Source organism: Vibrio sp. Vb1554, assembly GCF_033344235.1.
Genome location: NZ_JAWPOJ010000005.1, coordinates 73,318 through 93,574 on the forward strand (window position 1 = coordinate 73,318; position 20,257 = coordinate 93,574).

Here is a 20,257-nt window from a genome sequence, read left to right on the forward strand (position 1 = left end):
CGAAGATGTATTTCATACTCTCGTCGCTTACTCCGAGCCGTCAAGGCTATTGTTAGCGTTTCAATTGCGATGGTCTGAGAAATTTGATCGTTTTCTTCTGACAAGCTTCACTGGAGTATTCGATTGAATTTCAAAAGATTAGATCACACCTTTTACTGTCTGGTCAGACCAATTGGTTAAAGTGTGATGTTAATCATTTGTTAATCTTAAGTTTCGGGAGTATATTTTCAAACAGTTGTTTAATACGAGTGATTAAAATGGCCCCGAGAACATCAACAAAAGAAAAAATACTCGATGTCGCAGAAGGACTCTTTGCTGAACATGGCTTTAATGATACTTCGCTAAGAACGATAACAGGTAAAGCTAACGTTAACTTAGCATCGGTAAACTATCACTTTGGCGATAAAAAAACGCTGGTTAGAGCGGTTTTAGATAGGTATTTAGAAGCACTAATGCCGAGCATTAAGACTTCATTAATTGAGTTAAACACGCGCGATAGCTACAACATGGACGATGTCTTTGAGTCATTGCGATTACCTTTACGTACATTAAATGATGTACGCCCAAATGGTACTGCGCTATTTATGTTGTTAATTGGCCGCGGTTATACAGACGTTCAAGGTCATCTACGCTGGTTCATTACCACCAGATACGAAGAGGTACTGAACCTTTTCACTTTCTCGATAATGAAGGCGAACCCGGAACTATGTGAAGAACAGTTGTTTTGGCGACTGCACTTCACGTTAGGAACCTGTGTATTTACGATGGCTTCAAGCCAAGCTCTTTCGGAGCTGGCAGAAAGTAAGTTTGAAAAGGAAGTCGATGTGAAATCTGTCGTAGATTTACTGATTCCATATTTGTCAGCAGGAATGTCAGCAAAGCAGTTGGCATAAGACAAATAAGAAAGTTAAACCAATAATAAGATTATACCCCGAGCGGTTACGTGAACAAAAGGATCTGAACTATGAGCTCTCTACGAAGAAAATGGATTAGTGACCCGGCTTTTAAAGTGTTCAAAAAAGTATTGCCACCTCTGTCTAGCACAGAGAAAGAGGCGATGGAAGCGGGTAGTGTATGGTGGGATGCCGAACTATTCTCAGGCAAGCCAAACTTCACAACATTGCATCATTATCCAACGCCTACACTGACGGCAGAAGAGCAGTCATTTATGGATAATGAGCTTGAAACTCTGCTAAAAATGCTTGATGACCAGAAGATTGTCAAAGAAGACAGGGATTTACCGCCTGAAGTATGGGAGTACCTACGTAAAGAGCGATTTTTCTCTTTGATCATCTCGAAAGCATATGGTGGTCGTGAATTTTCCGCTTTGGCGAACTCAACCATTGTTTCTCGTATTGCGACTCGAAGTATCAGTACCGCGGTATCGGTAATGGTACCGAACTCTCTTGGTCCTGGTGAGCTGCTATCGCACTATGGTACGCAAGAGCAAAAAGATTACTGGTTGCCTCGTTTAGCTGATGGTACAGACATCCCTTGTTTCGCCCTAACTGGCCCTGAAGCGGGTTCTGATGCGGGTGGCATACCTGATCAAGGCGTGGTTTGTTACGGCACCCATGAAGGCAAAGAAGTGCTTGGCGTGCGAGTTAGTTGGAATAAACGCTACATCACGCTTGCGCCAGTTGCGACAGTGCTCGGGTTAGCATTTAAACTGCAGGATCCTGAAGGGCTACTTGGTGACAAGAAAGAGGTTGGCATTACATGTGCGTTGATTCCCGCTGACCATGAAGGTGTCGAGATAGGCGAACGCCATGATCCTCTGGGGTCTGCGTTTATGAATGGTCCTACTCGTGGTGAAGATGTCTTCATCCCTATGGACTGGTTGATCGGTGGCGCTGATTATGCAGGTAAAGGTTGGCGTATGCTGGTTGAGTGTCTTTCTGCTGGTCGCGGTATCTCTCTCCCAGCGCTTGGCACAGCGATTGGTCACCTTACTACACGTACAACAGGTGCTTATGCTTACGTGCGTAAACAGTTTGGAATGTCGATCGGTAAGTTTGAAGGTGTTGCAGAAGCAATGGGGCGCATTGGTGGTCTTACTTACCTACTAGAAGCGACGCGTACGCTAACGACGACTTCTCTCGATATGAAAGAAAAACCTGGGATTGTAACCGCGATTGCCAAGTACCACATGACGGAAATCGCGCGTACCATTCTAAATGATTCGTTTGATATCCATGCGGGTCGTGCGATTCAAGATGGTCCAATGAACTATCTTGCTAAACATTACCTTGGTATCCCGGTTGCTATCACTGTTGAAGGCGCGAATATTCTGACTCGTAACCTGATGATTTTTGGTCAAGGTGCGACTCGATGTCACCCATATGTTCTAAAAGAAATGGAAGCTGCGGCGAATCCAGATTCTGAACAAGGTGCGAAAGAATTTGACAACTTACTCTTTAAACACATCAAGCACGCTCTCGGTAATACATTCGGTGCATTTGGTGCAGCACTAACTGGTTCTCGATTTGTTAACGCGCACATGAGTGGCCCAACGCAGCAATACTACAAAGACATTACTCGTCTCAGTCGTGCACTTGCAGTAAGTGCAGACTTTGCGATGTTAACCTTAGGTGGAGACTTGAAGCGTAAAGAAATGATCTCAGCACGTTTGGGTGATGGATTAAGCTATCTATACATGGCATCTGCTGCCTTGAAAAAGTATGAAGATGAAGGCCGTCAACAAGGCGATCTAGACTTCGTTCATTACGCTGTTCAACACTGTTTGTATAACGCTTCTAAGTCATTAAATGAGGCTTACACCAACTTCCCTGTGAAATACGTTGGCGGTGTGCTTAAGGGGCTATTGTTCCCGCTTGGTAATCATTTCAATAAGCCAAGTGATGAGCTGTGTGTGAATTTGGCTGAAGCGATGATGACACCAGGCGCGCAACGTGATCGCCTCACGCATCTGTGCTACATCGGAAAATCAGAGGATGACAGCGTAGGCTTAATGGAGAATGCATTCCTTGCAATGTACGACATTAAACCTTTGGAGCGTAAACTTATGAAGGCTGCGAAGGATGGTAAAGTGGCTCGTAAAGGTCTGCTGCATGACCGTTTGCAGCAAGCATTTGAAGCAGGCGTGTTAACTGAGCAAGAAATTGATCAAATCATGGCTGCAGATAAATTGCGCTACAAGGCGATTCAAGTTGACCACTTTAGTCATGACTTTTCTGAAGTGCGAACTCATAGCCCAAAAAAGTCGCAGTTGAATCCGGCGGCATAATAGACAACTAATGTTAAGAAAAGCACCTCAATGAGGTGCTTTTTTGTATTCTTGGGGAGTGGATGGTGGGATAGTGCTCCAACCACTTGCCTTTTAAGAGCATTTTTACAGAAATTAGATGCGAAATCCCAACGAAACTTTTATCCTAACAAGGTTTTTTAAAGGAAGTTGAATATGATCATCAAACCTAGAATTCGTGGATTTATCTGTACTACAACGCACCCTGTTGGTTGTGAAGCTAACGTAAAAGAACAAATTGCGTACACCAAAGCGCAAGGTCCAATCAAAAACGCACCTAAGCGTGTTCTTGTTGTTGGTGCATCAAGTGGCTACGGTCTATCTTCTCGTATCGCTGCGGCATTTGGTGGCGGTGCATCAACTATCGGTGTTTTCTTCGAAAAAGAAGGTACTGAGAAGAAACCAGGTACAGCAGGTTTTTACAATGCCGCTGCTTTTGAAAAGCTAGCGCGTGAAGAAGGTCTGTACGCAAAAAGCTTAAACGGCGACGCTTTCTCAAATGAAGCGAAACAGAAAACTATCGAGCTCATCAAAGAAGACTTAGGTCAAATCGATATGGTGGTTTACTCACTGGCATCTCCAGTACGTAAAATGCCAGAAACTGGTGAATTAGTTCGTTCATCTCTTAAACCTATCGGTGAAACTTACACATCAACGGCTGTTGATACCAACAAAGATGTGATCATCGAAGCTAGCGTTGAGCCTGCAACAGAAGAAGAAATCAAAGACACTGTCACTGTAATGGGCGGTGAAGATTGGGAACTTTGGATCAATGCGTTGTCTGATGCTGGTGTTCTTGCTGAAGGTTGTAAGACCGTCGCGTATAGCTACATTGGTACTGAGCTAACTTGGCCAATTTATTGGGATGGTGCACTAGGTAAAGCAAAAATGGACCTAGACCGTGCAGCGAAAGCGCTAAACGACAAGTTAGCAGTAACAGGTGGTAGTGCCAATGTTGCGGTACTTAAATCTGTTGTAACTCAGGCGAGTTCTGCAATTCCTGTTATGCCACTGTACATCGCAATGGTATTCAAGAAAATGCGCGAAGAAGGTGTACACGAAGGTTGTATGGAACAAATCTACCGTATGTTCAGCCAACGTCTATACAAAGAAGACGGTAGCGCGGCAGAAGTTGATGAGATGAACCGCCTACGTCTGGATGACTGGGAACTTCGTGACGACATTCAGCAGCACTGTCGTGAGCTATGGCCTCAAATTACGACTGAGAACCTAAAAGAGCTGACTGACTACGTTGAGTACAAAGAAGAGTTCTTGAAACTATTTGGTTTCGGCGTTGAAGGCGTAGATTACGAAGCGGATGTGAATCCAGCAGTTGAAGCAGACTTCATTCAAATCTAATCGAATCACAGACTAGATAACCAATAAACAAAAGGCGCTCATTGAGCGCCTTTTTGTATTTCATAGTCAAAGTGAGTATTAACTTAGTATTATCAGAATCGTACCAGCTAGCGTCATTAAAATATTCGCAATCGCATAGGTACCCGCATAACCAAGGGCTGGGATGGTGGACTTAGCGTAGTCGTTAACGACATCCATAGCCGGAGCGCAAGTACGGGCGCCAATAATGGCACCGAAGAGCAGGGCACGGTTCATCTTGAGTACGTGTGCGCCAACTAAGTAAGCCAGAACTACAGGCACAACACTGACAATAAATGCCAAACCAATGACTTTTGGTCCTACTTGCGTTAGGTGCTCGAACATCTTTCCACCTGCACTTAGACCAATTCCGACCATAAAGAACATTAACCCTAGATCTTTGACCATATTCAGCGCCCCTTGTGGGACATAACCGAAAGTAGGGTGATTTGCTCGTAAGAAACCAAGCGTAATACCGGACAACAGAAGACCCACCGCATTACCCAAACTGAAAGACACCTGACCGAACGTCATTGTGATGAGGCCAAACAGAATACCCAAAATAAAGAAGCTACAAAAAGCGAGCAAATCGGCCATTTGACTGTGGATCGAGATGAAACCGATTTTTTCCGCCAGTCCATGTACTCGGCTTTTCTCGCCGCTCACTTGAAGGACGTCCCCTTTAGCGAGCACAATGTCTAAGTCCATAGGCATTTCAATCTGAGCGCGAACTACGCGGTTTAAGAAACAGCCAAACTCAGACAAATTCAAATCCGATAAACGCTTACCAGCGATTGCGTCACTTTTTACGACGATTTCTTCTTCAACGATGCGTAAATCAAGCAAGTTACGGTCGAATACTTCTTTACCATTACGGAAGCTAGGGTCTAAGCGAGCATGGCTGTCAGGGAAGCCAACCAGTGCAATTTCATCTCCCTCTTGCAAGATAGCATCACCATCTGGGTGGGCGAGAATACCATTTCGGCGGATTCGTTCAATGTAACAGCCAGTTTGACGATAAATACCCAGTTCTCGTAAGTTTTTACCATCAGTCCAGTCAATTAGCTCTGGGCCCACTCGGTAAGCTCGAATAATGGGTAAATACACTTTTCTCTGGCTTGAATTTCCAAGGCCACGCTCTTGTGCGATTTGCTGCGCGGAATCAGAAAGGTTTTGTTTTTGCAGTTTTGGCAACAATTTAGCAAACATGATCATGCTAATTAAGCCGACCAGATAAGCCATCGCGTAGCCTACGGATAGATTTTCTAATACCAGAGAAAATTCCATATTCCGCGGTATAGTCGCAAGGCCAGAGTTAAGAGCATCTTGTGCACCAACCAGTACTGGCGTTGCGGTCAATGCGCCTGCCATCATACCGGCGGATAAGCCAAAATCGAGGCCGAAATAGTGACTCAAACCATACGTTAAGCTGACCGCAGACACGAGAACAGTCATGCTTAAAATAAAATAATGCTTACCATCTCTGAAGAATATACCAAAAAAGTTTGGTCCAGCTTCAATGCCAACGCAGTAGATAAACAGCATAAAGCCAATGGTTAAAGCTTCTGCATTAAATGAGAAACCAAGGTGGCCCATTACCAAAGAGGTAATAAGAACGCCAATAGAGTTGCCTAATTGTAATTTGCCAAATCGAATTTTTCCGATGGCAAGGCCAATGGCTAATACGACGAAGATTAGAAGGATAGGGTTTTGCTCAAGAAGGTATACGACGTCTATGTTCACTGTGTGGCTCGGTAGAGTGTGTGCCAAAAAAGATTAAGAACTGTGAATTGTAACTAAATATAGCAAAAAGATAAGTGAATTTTTTTAGGTTTTACCATTAGTTGACTTAACGTAATAACCAGCTGAAAAATAATAAAAAAGCCGCATGAAGCGGCTTTTTTGAAAACAGTCTTTATTACTCGTCAAATAGACCTAGGTGCTCTTTCGCGTATGCTTCGAATTCGTCGCAGCCACCGATGTGCTCTTGGTCGATAAAGATCTGAGGAACGGTTTCAACTGGTTTACCAACTGTTTTCTCAAGATCTGCTTTAGAAATACCCTCAGCGTGAATATCAACGTAACGGTAGTTGAAGTCATCACGTTTTGCTTTTAGCGTTTCTGCGTGCTCTTTTGCACGAACACAGAAAGGACATGCAGGGCGACCAAAGATAACAACGAACATAATCTTATTTCTCCTAAATCTATTCTTTTTTGAAAGCGTACAAAACATAGCGGCTGAGTGCGCTTTCTTTTGTTGGAGTAACTATGCCCGATCCAGATACGGAAATAAAGCGGCAATTACCTCTTGGTTCTATAGGTGAAATCTATCGAATAAAAACTAAACGCGCGTGCTTATTTTACGGCTCTGAAGTATGTGAAGTGACGCATAAAAAACATACATTCTAAAGGGTTAATGATGGCAAGGTGGAATTGGTCAATTTTTTTTGTTTAAAAAAATAGCAATCTATTTTGGCTATACGCAAATAACTTCAACTCTTACATAAGTGTTAAATCAGAGGGCGAGAGGTTATTTGGGTATATTCTTTTGGGAGGGTGTGTATGTTTCAGTTTATGACTGCAACAAGGATTATATTTGGTGAAGGTGCACTTCAATCTTCATTGTCCGTTATTAACCAATTTGGCTACAGTGTTTTGCTGGTTACTGGGCAGGATACCCAACGAGCCGCCCCCATTATCCAATATCTTAAAGCTCAAAATATGCGTTACCAGCACGTAGCTATCGTTGGTGAACCATACATCACGATGGTAGAAGAGACCGCAGTGCTCGGTAGAAAATTCCAACCTGATATGGTGGTTGCGATAGGTGGTGGCAGCGTCATCGATATGGGCAAAGCCTTAGCTGCCATTATTCCCAATCAAGGCAATGTTTACGATTACGTAGAAGTGGTAGGAAGAAGCGTCCCTTTAAAAGCAAAGCCTCTTCATTTTATTGCAATTCCTACGACAGCAAGCACCGGTTCAGAAGTGACCAGAAATGCTGTGCTGAAATCTGGACAAGATAAAGTGAAAGTGAGTCTTCGAAGCCCTGATATGCTCGCAGACGTTGCCATTGTAGACCCGACACTTACTTACGGGACCGACCAATACACATCTGGACGTGGCGCAATGGATGCGTTCACTCATTTAATGGAAGCGTATGTGTGTGGTGAGCCAAACCCTCTTACTGATATGGTCTGCGAAGAGGGGCTACGCCGTTTAAGCCGTTCAGTGATTGCCGCTTGTAAGCAAGATAATCATAAGGCGCGCTCTGATTTATCGTTCGCTGCATTGCTTGGTGGTATGGCGATTACTAATGCCAAATTAGGTGCTGCTCATGGGTTAGCATCGGCGTTAGGAGGCAAGTTAGACGCCCCCCATAGCGTTATTACGGCTCGCCTAGCTCCGCACGTGATGCAGGAGAACATTAACGCTGCTAAACTCGCGGGTAGGAATGATGTGATAAGTCGTTATCGTAAGCTGGCCCAATTAGTCACTGAGCGAGTAAATGCTAACGAACACGATGGAATTCTTTGGGTAAATATGGTGCTAGATAAGTTAGCGTTACCGCTACTGGCTCAATTTGGAGTATGCCAAACCTCTTTTGAGCAAGTGGCGAATGATGCGCTTAAATCAATGGCAATCAAAGGGAATCCTTTACCTCTTAATCAGGAACGTTTGATACACATATTGCAGCAAGTCTGTGATTGTAGTGGAGAGTGTGTAGCAGAGAGTGCACAACATGTCAGTTCTGTTGAAGTACTGGAATCAAGAACGGACTTATCGAGTGTCAACGACTTAGGGTGATTGCTCCCTTAGCAGCATTAAAACAAAAGGGGAGCCTTGAGCTCCCCTAGATAAAGTATTGACTAAGCTTTAGTGCTTAGTACTGGCTTAGTTTGTCATAGCGACTGTCTTTCAACGCATCTTTTACGCGTTTTAGGTTCTCACGGAAACCTGTACCACGGCGAAGAGTGAAGCCAGTTGCTAGCACATCAATCACTGTCATTTGTACAACTCGGCTTGCCATTGGCATGTAAACGTCGGTATCTTCTGGAATATCGAGCGTGATGGCCAGCGAGCTTGCCTTTTCTAGAGGAGAATCCTTCGCTGTAATCGCAATAACCGTTGCGCCATTTTCACGAGCAAGGTTCGCTATTTCTACCTGACTCTTTGTTCGACCGGTATGAGAAATAAGAACCACAACATCATTATCACTGCAGTTGATACAACTCATGCGCTGCATAACAATATCTTCAAAACAAGTAATTGGAATATTAAAGCGAATAAACTTGTTTTGTGCGTCTCGGGCAACAGAAGATGATGCACCAAGGCCAAAGAATGAAATGCGCTTCGCTTGCGTTAGCAAATCGACCGCACGGTTCACTTGCATTGGATCTAGGCTATTTTTCGCGACATCTAAACACGCCATCGTCGATTCGAAAATCTTATGGGTGTACGCGTCTGGGCCATCGTCTTCTTCCACATTACGGTTAACGTAAGGGGTGCCGTTGGCTAGGCTCTGTGCCAAGTGAAGCTTAAAATCTGGAAAGCCCTTGGTGTCCAGACGACGACAGAAGCGGTTTACAGTGGGCTCACTAACGTCGGCCATTTTAGCCAGCGTTGCAATGCTTGAATGAATTGCAGTTTGTGGAGACGCCATAATTACTTCCGCAACTTTGCGCTCTGACTTACTGAAATTCTCCAGGTTTTTTTGAATTTTTTCTAATGTATTCATAGTGTTCACGAGGGTATAGAGAACAACTCGCTGGCTCTGCTAACGAAAGGAAACACGAAGATTCCGGAGTAGAGTGGGGCGTTAACGAAAACAACCAGCGCCATAGAATCAGTATAAACCTGATCTTCAATCAGTCTAAACCAATAACGGGTACTATTTAGTGAGAATTTGACAGGCCTCAAACAAAATGTTGTAAAAACTACAGAATTGGATGTGTAAACGAAGTTTTGTTGCGCTAGTCGCACGATAATGATGTTTGAGTTACATCAAAACGAAAAAAAATTTCAAATTGATGTAACTCGATCTGGCTGTTAAGACGATTGAATATCAACAACCAGCTGTTGAATTCTTTTCATCAAATTTGGTGCTTGCTTGGCGATTTCGCGTTGTTCATCAAGCACTGAGCTCAAAATTTCTTTTGTGGTCAGTGGATTTGCCAAAACCACTCGAAACACTATCGTATTCATGCGTTGCCATTGGTCTGGGTTCAGTCTTGTACGTGAAACGAACGATTTGCCCGTTTCGCGCTGACGCTTTTGAATAAACTGTGTTAACTCATTGATCAGCTCATTCAGTTGTTCTTTTTGTGAGCCTTCTGCTTGTGCTAATGCTTCACGGATGAATGGCGGCAAATAACGGTATGTGAGCAGACAAAGCTCTGGTTCAGAAACTAACTCGAAATCATCTTGCTGTTTGATTAAATCCGCAAAGTATCGAGCTTTTTCAATGCTTTGGTCAATCAGAAGCTCGTAACCTGGGCGACTTATGATGTGCATTGCGGCGTAGACCAACATCGCCATGCCCGAACGTGAGCCTTCTAGTGTATGGCTGCCTAGGTCTTTTGAACCTTTGCGCAATATATATTGAGCGTGATGCTCTATGGATTTCATTGCGTCAGGGTCTTTGAACAGAACCATACCAGCGCCCATCGGGATATAGAGCTGCTTGTGTGCATCAATAGTTACTGAGTCTGCCATTTCCACACCTTTAAGAAGATGACGGTGATGGTTAGACATCAGTGTTGCGCCACCCCATGCGGCATCCACATGGAAGTGACAGCTGTGAGCTTGGCAGACTTCAGCGATTTCAGGCAATGGATCAACATTACCTGTCTCTGTTGTGCCAGCCACACCAATAACAGCAATAGGCTTGATGTTTTGTTTTTCGAGCTCAACAATTTTCGCTTTCAGGTCGTTGACAATAATACGGTTGTTGGCATCGGTTTTAACCGCAACCAAGCCCTCTTGGCCTAGCCCTAATACATCGGCTGCTTTCTTAAGGGAGTAGTGACCACGCTCAGACACTAGCACCGCTAAGCCATCATAGCCATAGTGCTTCATGGCTTTAAAAAGGCCTTCCTTTTCAACGCCTTTAAATGAGCCATTGGCTCTTAACGCTTTGTTACGTGCTACCCAAAGCGCAGTGATATTGGCAATGGTGCCGCCGGAACAAAATGCGCCTAATGAGTGGTTTGCACTGTGCATCCACTGATTGTAAAACGTATCATTCTGACCATATATCAAGCGATGCAGCATACCCAAAACTTGACGCTCAAGTGGCGTAAAGGCTTTGGAAGTCTCTATTTTTACCAGGTTTTGGTTTAAGGCGATCATGATCTTTGACAGTGGCATCAAGAAATAAGGCAGTGCCGATGTCATATGACCAATGAAGCTTGGTGAAGATGTGTGAACTGAGTGCGACACCAAAGTGTCGAGTAAGTGCTCTGTATGATCTGACACGAACTCTGGCTGCTCAGGAATCTGAGCAGAAGAAAAGTCTTTTTCGATTTCGCGTAAAGGCTTTTCTTCTGCCACGATGTGTTCACGAAGAAATTGATTTAGATTTCGCGAGAGGCTCTCGTCAATTTTAGTTAACGTTGAGTCCGGACCTTCTGGGACAGTGAAGATCTTTAGCAAGCTCTCAAAGCTAACATCAGCGGTTTTTTGTTCCTTAACCATAGCAAAGAATCTTTGTAGTTATTTTGGTAATGCGAGCGGCACAATCTAAACTAAAACGGGCGCAAAGTCCCGTTTTAATTGTTGAAACCCAAGTTGTAGAAATGAAAATTTTAGGTGAAGGTTACGATATTCACATTAAAAAATTCTAGATTGAGTACGTTAAAACATTCTAGTGTTTTCGAATGCTAATCAACGACTAATGCGAGCAATCTTAGTCACATTTCTGCTTTTCAATCTTTTCTATTGACTGATTGTACTTATTAAGTGCGGTATCAATTTGTTGGGGATGACTAAGCAGATCAGCGAATGCTGAACGAAGCTCGTAGTTTTTTGGGTGGTTAGTTGATTGACGGTCGCTAAATGTCTGTTTTGCAACTTCACCTAACTTATCGCTTCGGGTCGCTAACTGCTTAACGTCATGTTGCTCTAGTTTTAACCATGCTTCGATTGGCTGTTCCGTCGCAACGCGGCTAGGGTCGTTCTCTAGAAAGTAGTGAACCGCTTCGCGGTTTAATTCAAAGTGATGTTTACGTCCATCCAAGAACCATTGACTAACTTCTTTCAGATCTGGATATTGGGTAACCGTCAAATCAACAAGATCTTGATACCACTGTAGTGAGGCATCGACGTAGCCATCGTATTTGCTAGCAAGACATTGTTGATCTGCGGCAAGCGTAAAAGTTGAGCTTGTAGCGAGGAGCGCTGCAACGACAAAGCGTTTCATTCTTCTTCCTTCTGGTTGTTATCCCTTTATTAACGCAATGCACATCAGTTGATGTTTCTCCCTTCTTTCTATTTGGTCGTGACAAATCGTTGGGCTGAATGACGAAAAGAAAGAGGGGTCTTGCCAAAAAATATTGACCACTTTGACGTTAACTGGGTATTTAAATTTTTGCCGTATTGTAATGGATGTTAAAGCGAAAACCTGAGATCTAGCTAGCAAGTGATACAAAGAAAAGCATCATAACTGGTACCAATAAACTCAAAATAAAGCCGCTAACGATAGCAACAGGAACACAACGCACACCACCGGTAGTTTGAATAACGGGTAGGGTGAAGTCCATTGCTGTTGCACCGGCATAACCAATTGCGGTGCACGGATAGCTACGAATAAAGAGAGGAATGGCAACCAGTGCGACTAACTCTCTCATCAATTCAATCAAGAACGACGCGCCACCAAATACCGGACCAAAAGCGTCACCCATTAAAATACCTGCGAGTGAATACCAGCCAAAACCTGAAGCCATTGCGAGTGCTTGATAAAGAGGAAGATCCAAAAGCACCGCTGCAAGAACGCCACCAAGCATACATGTTGCGATGACAACAGCCGCAATGGCCATTCCTTGTTTATTTAATAGGATTTGACGCAGAGTAAGTCCACTATTGCGCAGCTGAATACCAATAAAAAATAGAAGTAGAAAGAGTATCCATTCGCTTGCTGTATCTACCCAACTCAAATCAATGGGTAACAGCAGGCCAACCACTAGCCCTCCGCCAACGACCACGATAAGCTTAACAGACTCTAAAGCCATCGAAGATAACGGTAGTTTCTTTTGATTCTGATTGGTCTGGAGTGGAACAATTTTATCAATAATAGGCAGAGCCAACAGGTTGCAGGCACTTAGACACAAAAAAAACGTACTCGCATAGAGGAGAATACTTTGTAAGTTGCTGCTTAAATTATCGAGCGCCGCCAAACTAAGACCCATCAACGACAAAATGACGTAAATAAGGTAGGACGTTGACTGATTGATCTTCTCCAATAACGAAGATCGAGATATAGGAATTAGATACCCCACCACAAGCGGAGCGAAAATAAATAGCATCCCTGAAAACATAAAGCTCAATGATTCCTTTTTGAGATAACATCAACACGCATAAATCAAATTATCTATCGGTTGAAATTAGAGACATTTCACCACATACAGCTCAGCCTTGAGCGAATCGTTTTATCGCGGATAAGGTATTATCAGAAAGCGATAAATTACAAACCGCTAGCATTGAGTACAGCACGGATTTGATCATTGAAGTCAGTATCACTCATGTTACTAAGTTCATACAAGACTTCTGCACCAGTTAAGTTGAATTCAACTTCATGTTCGTCAATGCGTTCATCGTGATTGCGGAACATCAATAAATGATGCGCAATTCTAGCGATGTCGAGATAACTCACTTCTGGTCGCGTTAACTCGTATTTTTCGTTTGAGGATACTTCTCTGAAGTCGTTGTCAAACCCCCAACGCTCAAGTACCAGTTTACTTGTGGCAGAACAACGTGTTTGGAAGATCTGCAATGCAATATCTGGGTCTAAGTAATTGCCCCTATCTAAGTACAAGTGGTACTCATTAATTAGGCAAAATAACCCAATATCGGCTAATAGACCGACCAATAACGCCTTTTCTTGCTCTAGATGACCATAAGTGCCTGGCTCGTGGCTACGAAACGATTGAACCAACATCACCATGACGGCACCGAGCTCACGCGATATCGCTGCACTCTTCACCAAGATGGCATTGCATTCTTTAGTGAGATTAACTGAGTGTTTAAGTTGCTCGATCGCTTGTGCGGTAACAATATCACGTACACGAAGTATTCCGAGACGAGATACCGCTGTAGTTAAGTCGTTGCAGGTGATATTTCTGCGATTGAAAATCACCGAGTTAGCGACTCGTAAAACGACCGCTGCTAATCCGGGATCTTCCAATAAACAGGTAGCAACATCGGCAATCGTGGTGTGTTCTTCGACACATAACTGCTGAATTTTAAGCACGACATCAGGAATAGGAGGTAACGAAATCTTACCCGTGGCGATGGACTGTTCTACCAGCTGAGCAAACTCGGATTCCAGTGCGTTTATAAGCTTATCTTTATTATTTGGCAGCCAAAAAAATGATAAATGTTCCATTGTGACGCTGTACTTGAGATCTTTCGTACAGTGTACCCTTACAGCGTATTCTTTATCAATTAAATGCGTATTATGTGCCCGTAATTGCCAGCGAGATCATAATGATGGCGCGTTTTAGGCATGCTATGCGTCAAAAAAATATCACCACACGAATAATAAGTGTGAAACTAATCACGTATGCAGAATTTATACTTTTTTATATGTGACCTATGTCCTAATTTATTTTTCAACGTTAAGTATGATTAAGCAAGTTGGTGAGCACAACTCACAAAAATATCGCCAACAAATCGACATTTATAATTCGCTATAAGCTGCTGTTTATCTGGTGACATCGCTAATCGGGGTAATTTATTCAGATTAAAGAGGTCAATGGACATGACAGACCAAGCTTTTTTTAAATATGTACGCACCTTCAGTGAGTACCAAAAACGTTCTATGTTCGGTGGTATTGGTTTATTCACCGATGATGCTATGTTTGCGCTTGTCAGCAATGATTGCTGCTACTTACGTGGTGGTAATGGGCTAGATGAAGTGTTTACTCAACTGAGCTGTGAGAAGTATAAGCACGTCAAAAAACAGACGACGGCAACCGTAAATTATTATGATGTAACCGATTTATTCGAATCCGGATATGTAGGGCTTGATGAACTGGTACAGAAATCAATTGAATACTCAATTAAGGAACGGAAATATCAAAAGTCCTCTGCCAGTAGACGCTTAAGAGACTTACCCAACATGCAACTAACCCTTGAACGTATGGTCAAGAAAGCCGGTGTTGATGACGTAGAAACCTTTTTAGAACTTGGACCTGTAAAAGTCTTCAACAAAGTTAAAACGGCTTACGGTAATGATGTTGATGTAAAGCTACTGTGGAAATTTGCTGGTGCAACTGATGGCGTACATTGGAAACTGATCCAAGAGCCGCGTAAAAAACAGTTATTGGCACTGTGTGACTAAGCGAAGCTGATCGCACAATGATTGACTCGTTTCGATGGAGTTAGCGGGTCGTAAAGGCAAGTGTGAAAAGCGGAAAAAGGACGTTGAAGTTTTTTACCACTTCATTGAGTTAGTCATTAAATTAGACAAAAAACCGAGGCAGAGACCTCGGTTTTTGTTTTTTTAATTTGCTCTTTTCTTACAGCACAAATCTTAAAACTTAAAACGCGTAGTAAACATTACCTGATCACCGTAAAAATCGTTGATACGTGCTTCAGCACCCAAAGAGAAAAGCTCTGTTGAGTGGAATCGAGCGTAGGCAGAGCCAGTCCAATCGTCATCGTTATCGATAGAAACGTAGCCGACTTTGCCGCCTACTTCTAATTGAGGGCCCAACCATTGGCGAACACCTAAGTTCAGCTCCATACCAACATCTGTGCTGCTCTCGTTCGAAGGTTGCACAACGCGCATTAGCATTTCACCAGTAAGATCTGCCCAGTTGTTTAGCGGAGAATGGAAGCCAAAGCCTGCAGCTGAGTCAAAATCACTTTCAAACTCAGAGTCAATACGAGCAATAACATGCGCGTTCGGGTGAATTGATTTGCTGAATCCAGCACCAAATGTCACAGGACTTGCGCCAATACGTGCTTCGAAATAGTCGTAGCTAAAGTTGCTCATAGTTGCTGGCGCATTGCGATCGTTTGCAGCTAGGGCATGGCTTGATGCCACTAGTAAGGCAGCGGCTAATAGTGTTTTACGCATAACTAACGATAAACCTTGTTCATTATTTCCATGGATTCAAGCAACCACTTGAACCGTAATCTGATTTGTCCGACATCATAATAAAAAGGAAGGTCCACGACCAACAAAAATGTGTCGATGTTTTGTCAATTAACTTAATAGTTCCTTGGTTTAAGCAAAAACTACGCCATATACGTAGTGTCCGAGGATTTCACTCGGACAAGTAACGATGTTTTTCTAACCTCGTTCTACTATGCGAGGTAAGGTGGTTCAATGACCATCGTTGAGTTCAAGTTAGAACTAAACACTTTATTACTCGCCAAAGCTTGCTCTTCTATCTGCCATGGCGTTGAGGATTGCCTCAGAATCAAGGATTTGAGTCCAGGATAGCAGGTTATCATCATTCTCAATCACAAACGCGGTAAGCTGAGACACGATTGCCTTTCTCAACGCTTCGCCTTTCCAAGGTTTGGCAATGTAATAATCGAGACTCGCGTTATTTACGGCTTCTACGGTGTCTTCCAAACCGGCTTGTCCTGTGAGTAAAACTTTGCGCGCTGCTTTTGTGTCACCATTTTGACTGAGTTCGATTAAGAAGCTGATCCCAGTTTGTTCCGGCATAATGTGGTCACATAAAATGAGAGCAAGCTGAACTTCTTCTTCCGCCATCTCCTCAATCACTTGCCGAGCTTCAGTCACTGATTCCGCTCCTTCGACAACAAAGTTCTCCTCGAAGGGAGCAAGATCTTGGAGCACGCTATCCAAGACTTCTCGTTCGTCATCGACACATAAAATTAGATACTTGGTCATGTTTCATCTCCTTCTTCGATGACTGGTAACCAGACGGTCATTCTTGTGAACTGGCCGATCTCTGATTCGACGTCAATCCACCCTCTGTGTGCTGTTACGATTTGCTGGCAGATGGACAGCCCGATGCCTAAGCCAAAGTTACCTTCTTTTTTTGTGGTGAAGTTCAGCTCGAAAATGGCGTCTCTTTGCGATTCAGGAATGCCACATCCATTATCTTCAAATGAGATAACGGCATAATGTGTGTGCTCTTTTTCTACAAGGCGTGTTTGTATGTTTAACACACCTTTCTCTGGAAATGCGTCAATGGCGTTAGAGACCAAGTTCGTCCACACCTGTTGGAGTGCGATCGGTTGACAAAGGATGGAAGGCAAGTTTGCATAGTCGGTTGAAACTTGGTGCATTTTTAATTTGTTCTCGAAAATCACCAAGGTGTCTTCAATACCCTCATGAATATCGGCATAGTGCAGGGTTTCATCATCTGACCGAGCATATCCTTTCAGGCTTTTTACCATATCAGCAATTCGTGCTGCACAGACATTAATTGAGCGAAGTGTAGAACCTGCTTTGTGGTATTGCTCTAGTGTATTGAGAGCATGATAAGACGCTTGCTGCTTTCTCATTAGTTGGGTAAGTAGCTCTTGATCGGACTCTAATCCAAGGCTCACCACTTTTTTTGCCAATGCTCGGTCTGGAAAAGTATGGCTAAGCGCTTTTACGCGTGATCTGAGCTCGGCGGTTGAAGCGGGTTTTGAGGTTTGCGCTTTGCTCAGTAATTCAATGCCTTTGGTTTGTATATCGGAACTGGGCGCATCGTTAAGTAATCGTTCTAGCGTATGCGTTAAATTCTCTACGCCCCTCAATATCGCGGCTACTGGATTGTTTAGTTCGTGTGCCACTCCTGCAACCAATTGACCAAGCATCGCCATTTTTTCTCTTTCAATGAGCTGCTGGTGGGCTGATTCTAAAGATTCGAGCGTTTTTTGAAGTTGCAGTTTGGTGTTGATGCTTCTTTGCAATCGGCGGTTGAAGTGGCGTAAAAGCAAGTTTGTAAAAAGAGGCAGTAAGTTTGAGTCGCTTTGCATCACTTTATTGAATACGTTGCGATCGAGTTTGATAACTTCTGTTTTGGTTAGTGTTAGAGCTGTCGAGAAAGAACATTCCCCAGTAACAAACGACATGCCTCCGACAATATTCCCTTTGTTATGGCGTACAACCTCTCGCTGCATGCCTTGCTCATCGCGCTTGTACAGAGCCACTTCACCTTCGGTGATAAACCACAAAAAGCAATTTGGCTCGCCTTCCACGGTTAATAAGTGTTCAGGTGAGTATGTACGGCACGCTCTTGTTTCGTCATTATCTTTGAAAAATTGCTGGAGAGCGGAGATCACTTGCTCGGCTAACTCGGCATCAGACATCGAGTGGTAGTCGTGTAAGAATCCGGCTTGATAATGGCTCATCTGGTTATTGATGTGCGCTCGCAACAAGCTGTGATGATCCAATATCTGACTGTAACTTAGCAGGTCTTCTTTGCCATTTCGCAAGATAAATTGGGTCAGCTCTTTTTGCACTGTGTTAAATAAGACGTGATCTGGCAAAGGTTTAGTGAGGCAGTGGTCGAGCCTGCCCTCATTAACGGCAGTGAGAATTGCCTCTATATCAGACGAGCAGCTAATAAGAATTTTTCTTGCTTGCTCGGTATGTGGCATCCGGTCTAAACCAATAAGAAAATCCACGCCGTTAAAATGAGCGTGATGGCTCGCTATAACTAAAGCAACAGTCTGTTCTCTTTCTTCTAGATACTCTAAAGCGCTTTGAGCCTCTTCTATCGATTCGACAGAAAAAATATCAAACTTACTTGAGAAGGCAGACAGCTCCAATCGAAACTGTTCAGCACTGATTGGGTTGTTGTCGAGACACAACACAGCATAACGATTCACAGATGTTTTAGCTCCGGTTAAAACTTCGCCACGCAAACTTTAACAATAAAAGGACATGATGAGTGGGAGCCAAGTATGATTCCTGATTAATGGACTAGAATAAGCATCAATAGTCTGATTTGTCTCAATGTTTTCTCCGCAGGTGGTTTGGGGTAGACTGACCGAAAATATCTAATAAGTGACGTTATGCAAAATCTTAAAAAAATCGGCGCCATTGGTGGTGCTATCTCATTAGCACTGTGTTGGCCATTGGCTGTCGGACAAATTGGTCAGTCCATCATTGAAGATGGTATTACCAATATGAATGATGAAATGATTAAAGGCGAAGTGGTCGAGTATCAGCGTGGCTATTTGTCTTCAGTCGTGCTGACTCGTTATTCAGTTGTTGATCCTGAGCTTAAAACGCAGTTAGAGCGTGATGGTATGCCAACGACGTTTGACGTAACCAGTGATGTTAGCCACGGTCTAACAAGCCTAACAGCAGATTCAAAATTGGTGGACAATGACTTTTTGCCTCTCACGATGCATAGCCAGACTCAACTAAATGGCAATACAGCATTTATCCTCGACCTAGACAGTTGGCATTATCGTAACGAAGCGCAAGGTGTTTCTGTTTCTACAAGCCCTGCAAAAGTAACAGGTGATGTGACGGTATTGGGTGATCTCAATTACCAAGTTTCCGTTCCTTCTGTTCAAGTGGATTTTGAAAACGGTGAAGAGCTTCATTTGAATGCATTGACAGGGCAAGGTAAAGGAAAGCAAGCAAAAGGCTATTGGCTGGGTGAGCAATCTTTTTCTCTAGAGAAGCTGGATGTGGTTGATGCGAACTTGACGCCTGTCTTTTTGATTGAAAATGCGAGCTACCGTGGTAACACTACGATGAGTGAGTCTGGTGATAAGCTGAACAGTCAATTAAACCTAGATGCTAAGAAACTACGTTTAACTGATGGGACGGATGTCGATAACTTTAAGTTGGATTTCTCAATTGCAGATGTGGATAGCCAGTCTTTTGATCAAATTATGTCTATCTATCAAAGCTCTCCTATGCTAGATGAACAGGAAATTGCGAATTTATTGCCGCATGTCGATACGCTGTTTAGCAAAGGTTTTGATTTATCCGTGAACGAGCTTTCACTCGCGTTCGGTGACGGCAAGTTCCACAATGAGTGGCAACTATCCATCCCTGAAGGTACTGAGCATATTTCTCAAGATCCAATGAAGTTGGTGACGGCCACTACTGGTGAACTTAGCACTTACTTCTCTGATGAATTAGTAACGCATTACCCATTTATTCAAGAAGGGATTGATGAGCTCCTTATTATGGAGTTGATCGAAAAAGTAGAGGGCGGTTATCAATTAAAAGCAGAAATTGGTGAAGGCAAATTGAAGTTCGAAAATGGGCATGAGTTCCCATTGGTGGCTCTACTTATGCCTGCTTTGATGCAACAACAGTAATTCGTGTTGTTGCGAATTTGTTCCAATTCAACGCTTAGTCTTTAAAAAGAGGTCGTAAGACCTCTTTTCTTGTTTTTATCACTGCGAAAACGTGATATTAATTTCGTAATATTTACATAGCAGGAGCAATGAGCA

General features: G+C 43.3%; 16 protein-coding genes. 6 read left to right on the forward strand and 10 right to left on the reverse strand.

The features are described 5' to 3' along the window. Positions 1-257 precede the first annotated feature (257 nt). The 3 genes from R8N28_RS06330 to fabV all read left to right on the forward strand — a co-directional run bounded on the left by R8N28_RS06330 (position 258) and on the right by fabV (position 4,624). Positions 258-893, forward strand: a complete 636-nt coding sequence (locus tag R8N28_RS06330) for a TetR/AcrR family transcriptional regulator (protein WP_005378033.1) — start codon at positions 258-260, stop codon at positions 891-893. A gap of 71 nt (positions 894-964) precedes the next feature. Next, positions 965-3,247 (forward strand): acyl-CoA dehydrogenase, encoded by a 2,283-nt coding sequence (locus tag R8N28_RS06335; protein ID WP_065274396.1) that lies wholly within the window; start codon positions 965-967, stop codon positions 3,245-3,247. 174 nt (positions 3,248-3,421) lie between these two features. Beyond that, on the forward strand, positions 3,422-4,624 hold the full coding sequence (fabV, locus tag R8N28_RS06340) for an enoyl-ACP reductase FabV (RefSeq protein ID WP_005378029.1): 1,203 nt from the start codon (positions 3,422-3,424) through the stop codon (positions 4,622-4,624). Between the two features lie 78 nt (positions 4,625-4,702). On the opposite strand, the gene R8N28_RS06345 is transcribed toward fabV, so the two are convergent. Both R8N28_RS06345 and R8N28_RS06350 read right to left on the reverse strand, forming a co-directional pair. Further along, on the reverse strand, positions 4,703-6,385 hold the full coding sequence (locus R8N28_RS06345) for an aspartate:alanine antiporter (RefSeq protein ID WP_005378028.1): 1,683 nt from the start codon (positions 6,383-6,385) through the stop codon (positions 4,703-4,705). Positions 6,386-6,560: 175 nt separating this feature from the next. Then, positions 6,561-6,827 carry a GrxA family glutaredoxin gene (locus R8N28_RS06350; protein WP_005378026.1) on the reverse strand — a complete coding sequence of 89 codons (267 nt, stop codon included), beginning with the start codon at positions 6,825-6,827 and terminating at the stop codon, positions 6,561-6,563. A gap of 377 nt (positions 6,828-7,204) precedes the next feature. On the opposite strand from R8N28_RS06350, the gene R8N28_RS06355 reads away from it, so the two are divergent. Beyond that, positions 7,205-8,449: an iron-containing alcohol dehydrogenase gene (locus tag R8N28_RS06355; RefSeq protein WP_054576427.1), complete on the forward strand. Its 1,245-nt coding sequence runs from the start codon at positions 7,205-7,207 to the stop codon at positions 8,447-8,449. 76 nt (positions 8,450-8,525) lie between these two features. Here the strand turns inward: R8N28_RS06355 and R8N28_RS06360 are convergent, their stop codons facing one another. From R8N28_RS06360 to R8N28_RS06380, 5 genes are all read right to left on the reverse strand, one after another. Further along, complete coding sequence (locus R8N28_RS06360) at positions 8,526-9,380, reverse strand: MurR/RpiR family transcriptional regulator (protein ID WP_005378021.1); 855 nt, start codon at positions 9,378-9,380, stop codon at positions 8,526-8,528. A gap of 311 nt (positions 9,381-9,691) precedes the next feature. Then, positions 9,692-11,338, reverse strand: coding sequence for a pyridoxal-dependent aspartate 1-decarboxylase PanP (panP, locus tag R8N28_RS06365; RefSeq protein ID WP_025766849.1), 1,647 nt, complete (start codon positions 11,336-11,338; stop codon positions 9,692-9,694). Between the two features lie 211 nt (positions 11,339-11,549). Further along, a complete protein-coding gene (locus R8N28_RS06370; protein WP_017634875.1) occupies positions 11,550-12,062 on the reverse strand; it encodes a hypothetical protein in 513 nt (170 codons plus the stop codon). A gap of 208 nt (positions 12,063-12,270) precedes the next feature. Continuing rightward, positions 12,271-13,176: a lysine exporter LysO family protein gene (locus R8N28_RS06375; protein WP_033905125.1), complete on the reverse strand. Its 906-nt coding sequence runs from the start codon at positions 13,174-13,176 to the stop codon at positions 12,271-12,273. Between the two features lie 146 nt (positions 13,177-13,322). Beyond that, positions 13,323-14,243, reverse strand: coding sequence for an HDOD domain-containing protein (locus R8N28_RS06380; RefSeq protein ID WP_005388643.1), 921 nt, complete (start codon positions 14,241-14,243; stop codon positions 13,323-13,325). A 369-nt stretch (positions 14,244-14,612) separates the two neighbouring features. Here R8N28_RS06380 and R8N28_RS06385 point away from each other — a divergent pair, with 369 nt between their 5' ends. Beyond that, a complete protein-coding gene (locus R8N28_RS06385; RefSeq protein WP_005378007.1) occupies positions 14,613-15,200 on the forward strand; it encodes a TfoX/Sxy family DNA transformation protein in 588 nt (195 codons plus the stop codon). A 192-nt stretch (positions 15,201-15,392) separates the two neighbouring features. Here R8N28_RS06385 and R8N28_RS06390 read toward each other — a convergent pair whose 3' ends face one another. The 3 genes from R8N28_RS06390 to R8N28_RS06400 form a co-directional block, all read right to left on the reverse strand. Further along, on the reverse strand, positions 15,393-15,941 hold the full coding sequence (locus R8N28_RS06390; RefSeq protein ID WP_005378006.1) for a hypothetical protein: 549 nt from the start codon (positions 15,939-15,941) through the stop codon (positions 15,393-15,395). A 291-nt stretch (positions 15,942-16,232) separates the two neighbouring features. Continuing rightward, the gene (locus tag R8N28_RS06395) at positions 16,233-16,730 is read right to left on the reverse strand and encodes a response regulator (protein WP_017820839.1); all 498 of its coding nucleotides are present in this window, start codon (positions 16,728-16,730) and stop codon (positions 16,233-16,235) included. Then, positions 16,727-18,667, reverse strand: a complete 1,941-nt coding sequence (locus tag R8N28_RS06400; protein ID WP_065275065.1) for an ATP-binding protein — start codon at positions 18,665-18,667, stop codon at positions 16,727-16,729. Before R8N28_RS06400 ends, R8N28_RS06395 begins: the two co-directional genes overlap by 4 nt. Positions 18,668-18,853: 186 nt before the next feature. On the opposite strand from R8N28_RS06400, the gene R8N28_RS06405 reads away from it, so the two are divergent. After that, complete coding sequence (locus R8N28_RS06405) at positions 18,854-20,122, forward strand: DUF945 family protein (RefSeq protein ID WP_005378002.1); 1,269 nt, start codon at positions 18,854-18,856, stop codon at positions 20,120-20,122. The last annotated feature ends 135 nt before the right edge of the window (positions 20,123-20,257 follow it).

Bases quoted from the DNA above. Each gene is read 5' to 3' on its own strand.
- R8N28_RS06330 (WP_005378033.1), top strand. From the start codon at position 258: ATGGCCCCGAGAACATCAACAAAAGAAAAAATACTCGATGTCGCAGAA.
- R8N28_RS06335 (WP_065274396.1), top strand. From the start codon at position 965: ATGAGCTCTCTACGAAGAAAATGGATTAGTGACCCGGCTTTTAAAGTG.
- fabV (WP_005378029.1), top strand. From the start codon at position 3,422: ATGATCATCAAACCTAGAATTCGTGGATTTATCTGTACTACAACGCAC.
- R8N28_RS06350 (WP_005378026.1), bottom strand. From the start codon at position 6,827: ATGTTCGTTGTTATCTTTGGTCGCCCTGCATGTCCTTTCTGTGTTCGT.
- R8N28_RS06355 (WP_054576427.1), top strand. From the start codon at position 7,205: ATGTTTCAGTTTATGACTGCAACAAGGATTATATTTGGTGAAGGTGCA.
- R8N28_RS06360 (WP_005378021.1), bottom strand. From the start codon at position 9,380: ATGAATACATTAGAAAAAATTCAAAAAAACCTGGAGAATTTCAGTAAG.
- panP (WP_025766849.1), bottom strand. From the start codon at position 11,338: ATGGTTAAGGAACAAAAAACCGCTGATGTTAGCTTTGAGAGCTTGCTA.
- R8N28_RS06370 (WP_017634875.1), bottom strand. From the start codon at position 12,062: ATGAAACGCTTTGTCGTTGCAGCGCTCCTCGCTACAAGCTCAACTTTT.
- R8N28_RS06375 (WP_033905125.1), bottom strand. From the start codon at position 13,176: ATGTTTTCAGGGATGCTATTTATTTTCGCTCCGCTTGTGGTGGGGTAT.
- R8N28_RS06380 (WP_005388643.1), bottom strand. From the start codon at position 14,243: ATGGAACATTTATCATTTTTTTGGCTGCCAAATAATAAAGATAAGCTT.
- R8N28_RS06385 (WP_005378007.1), top strand. From the start codon at position 14,613: ATGGACATGACAGACCAAGCTTTTTTTAAATATGTACGCACCTTCAGT.
- R8N28_RS06390 (WP_005378006.1), bottom strand. From the start codon at position 15,941: ATGCGTAAAACACTATTAGCCGCTGCCTTACTAGTGGCATCAAGCCAT.
- R8N28_RS06395 (WP_017820839.1), bottom strand. From the start codon at position 16,730: ATGACCAAGTATCTAATTTTATGTGTCGATGACGAACGAGAAGTCTTG.
- R8N28_RS06405 (WP_005378002.1), top strand. From the start codon at position 18,854: ATGCAAAATCTTAAAAAAATCGGCGCCATTGGTGGTGCTATCTCATTA.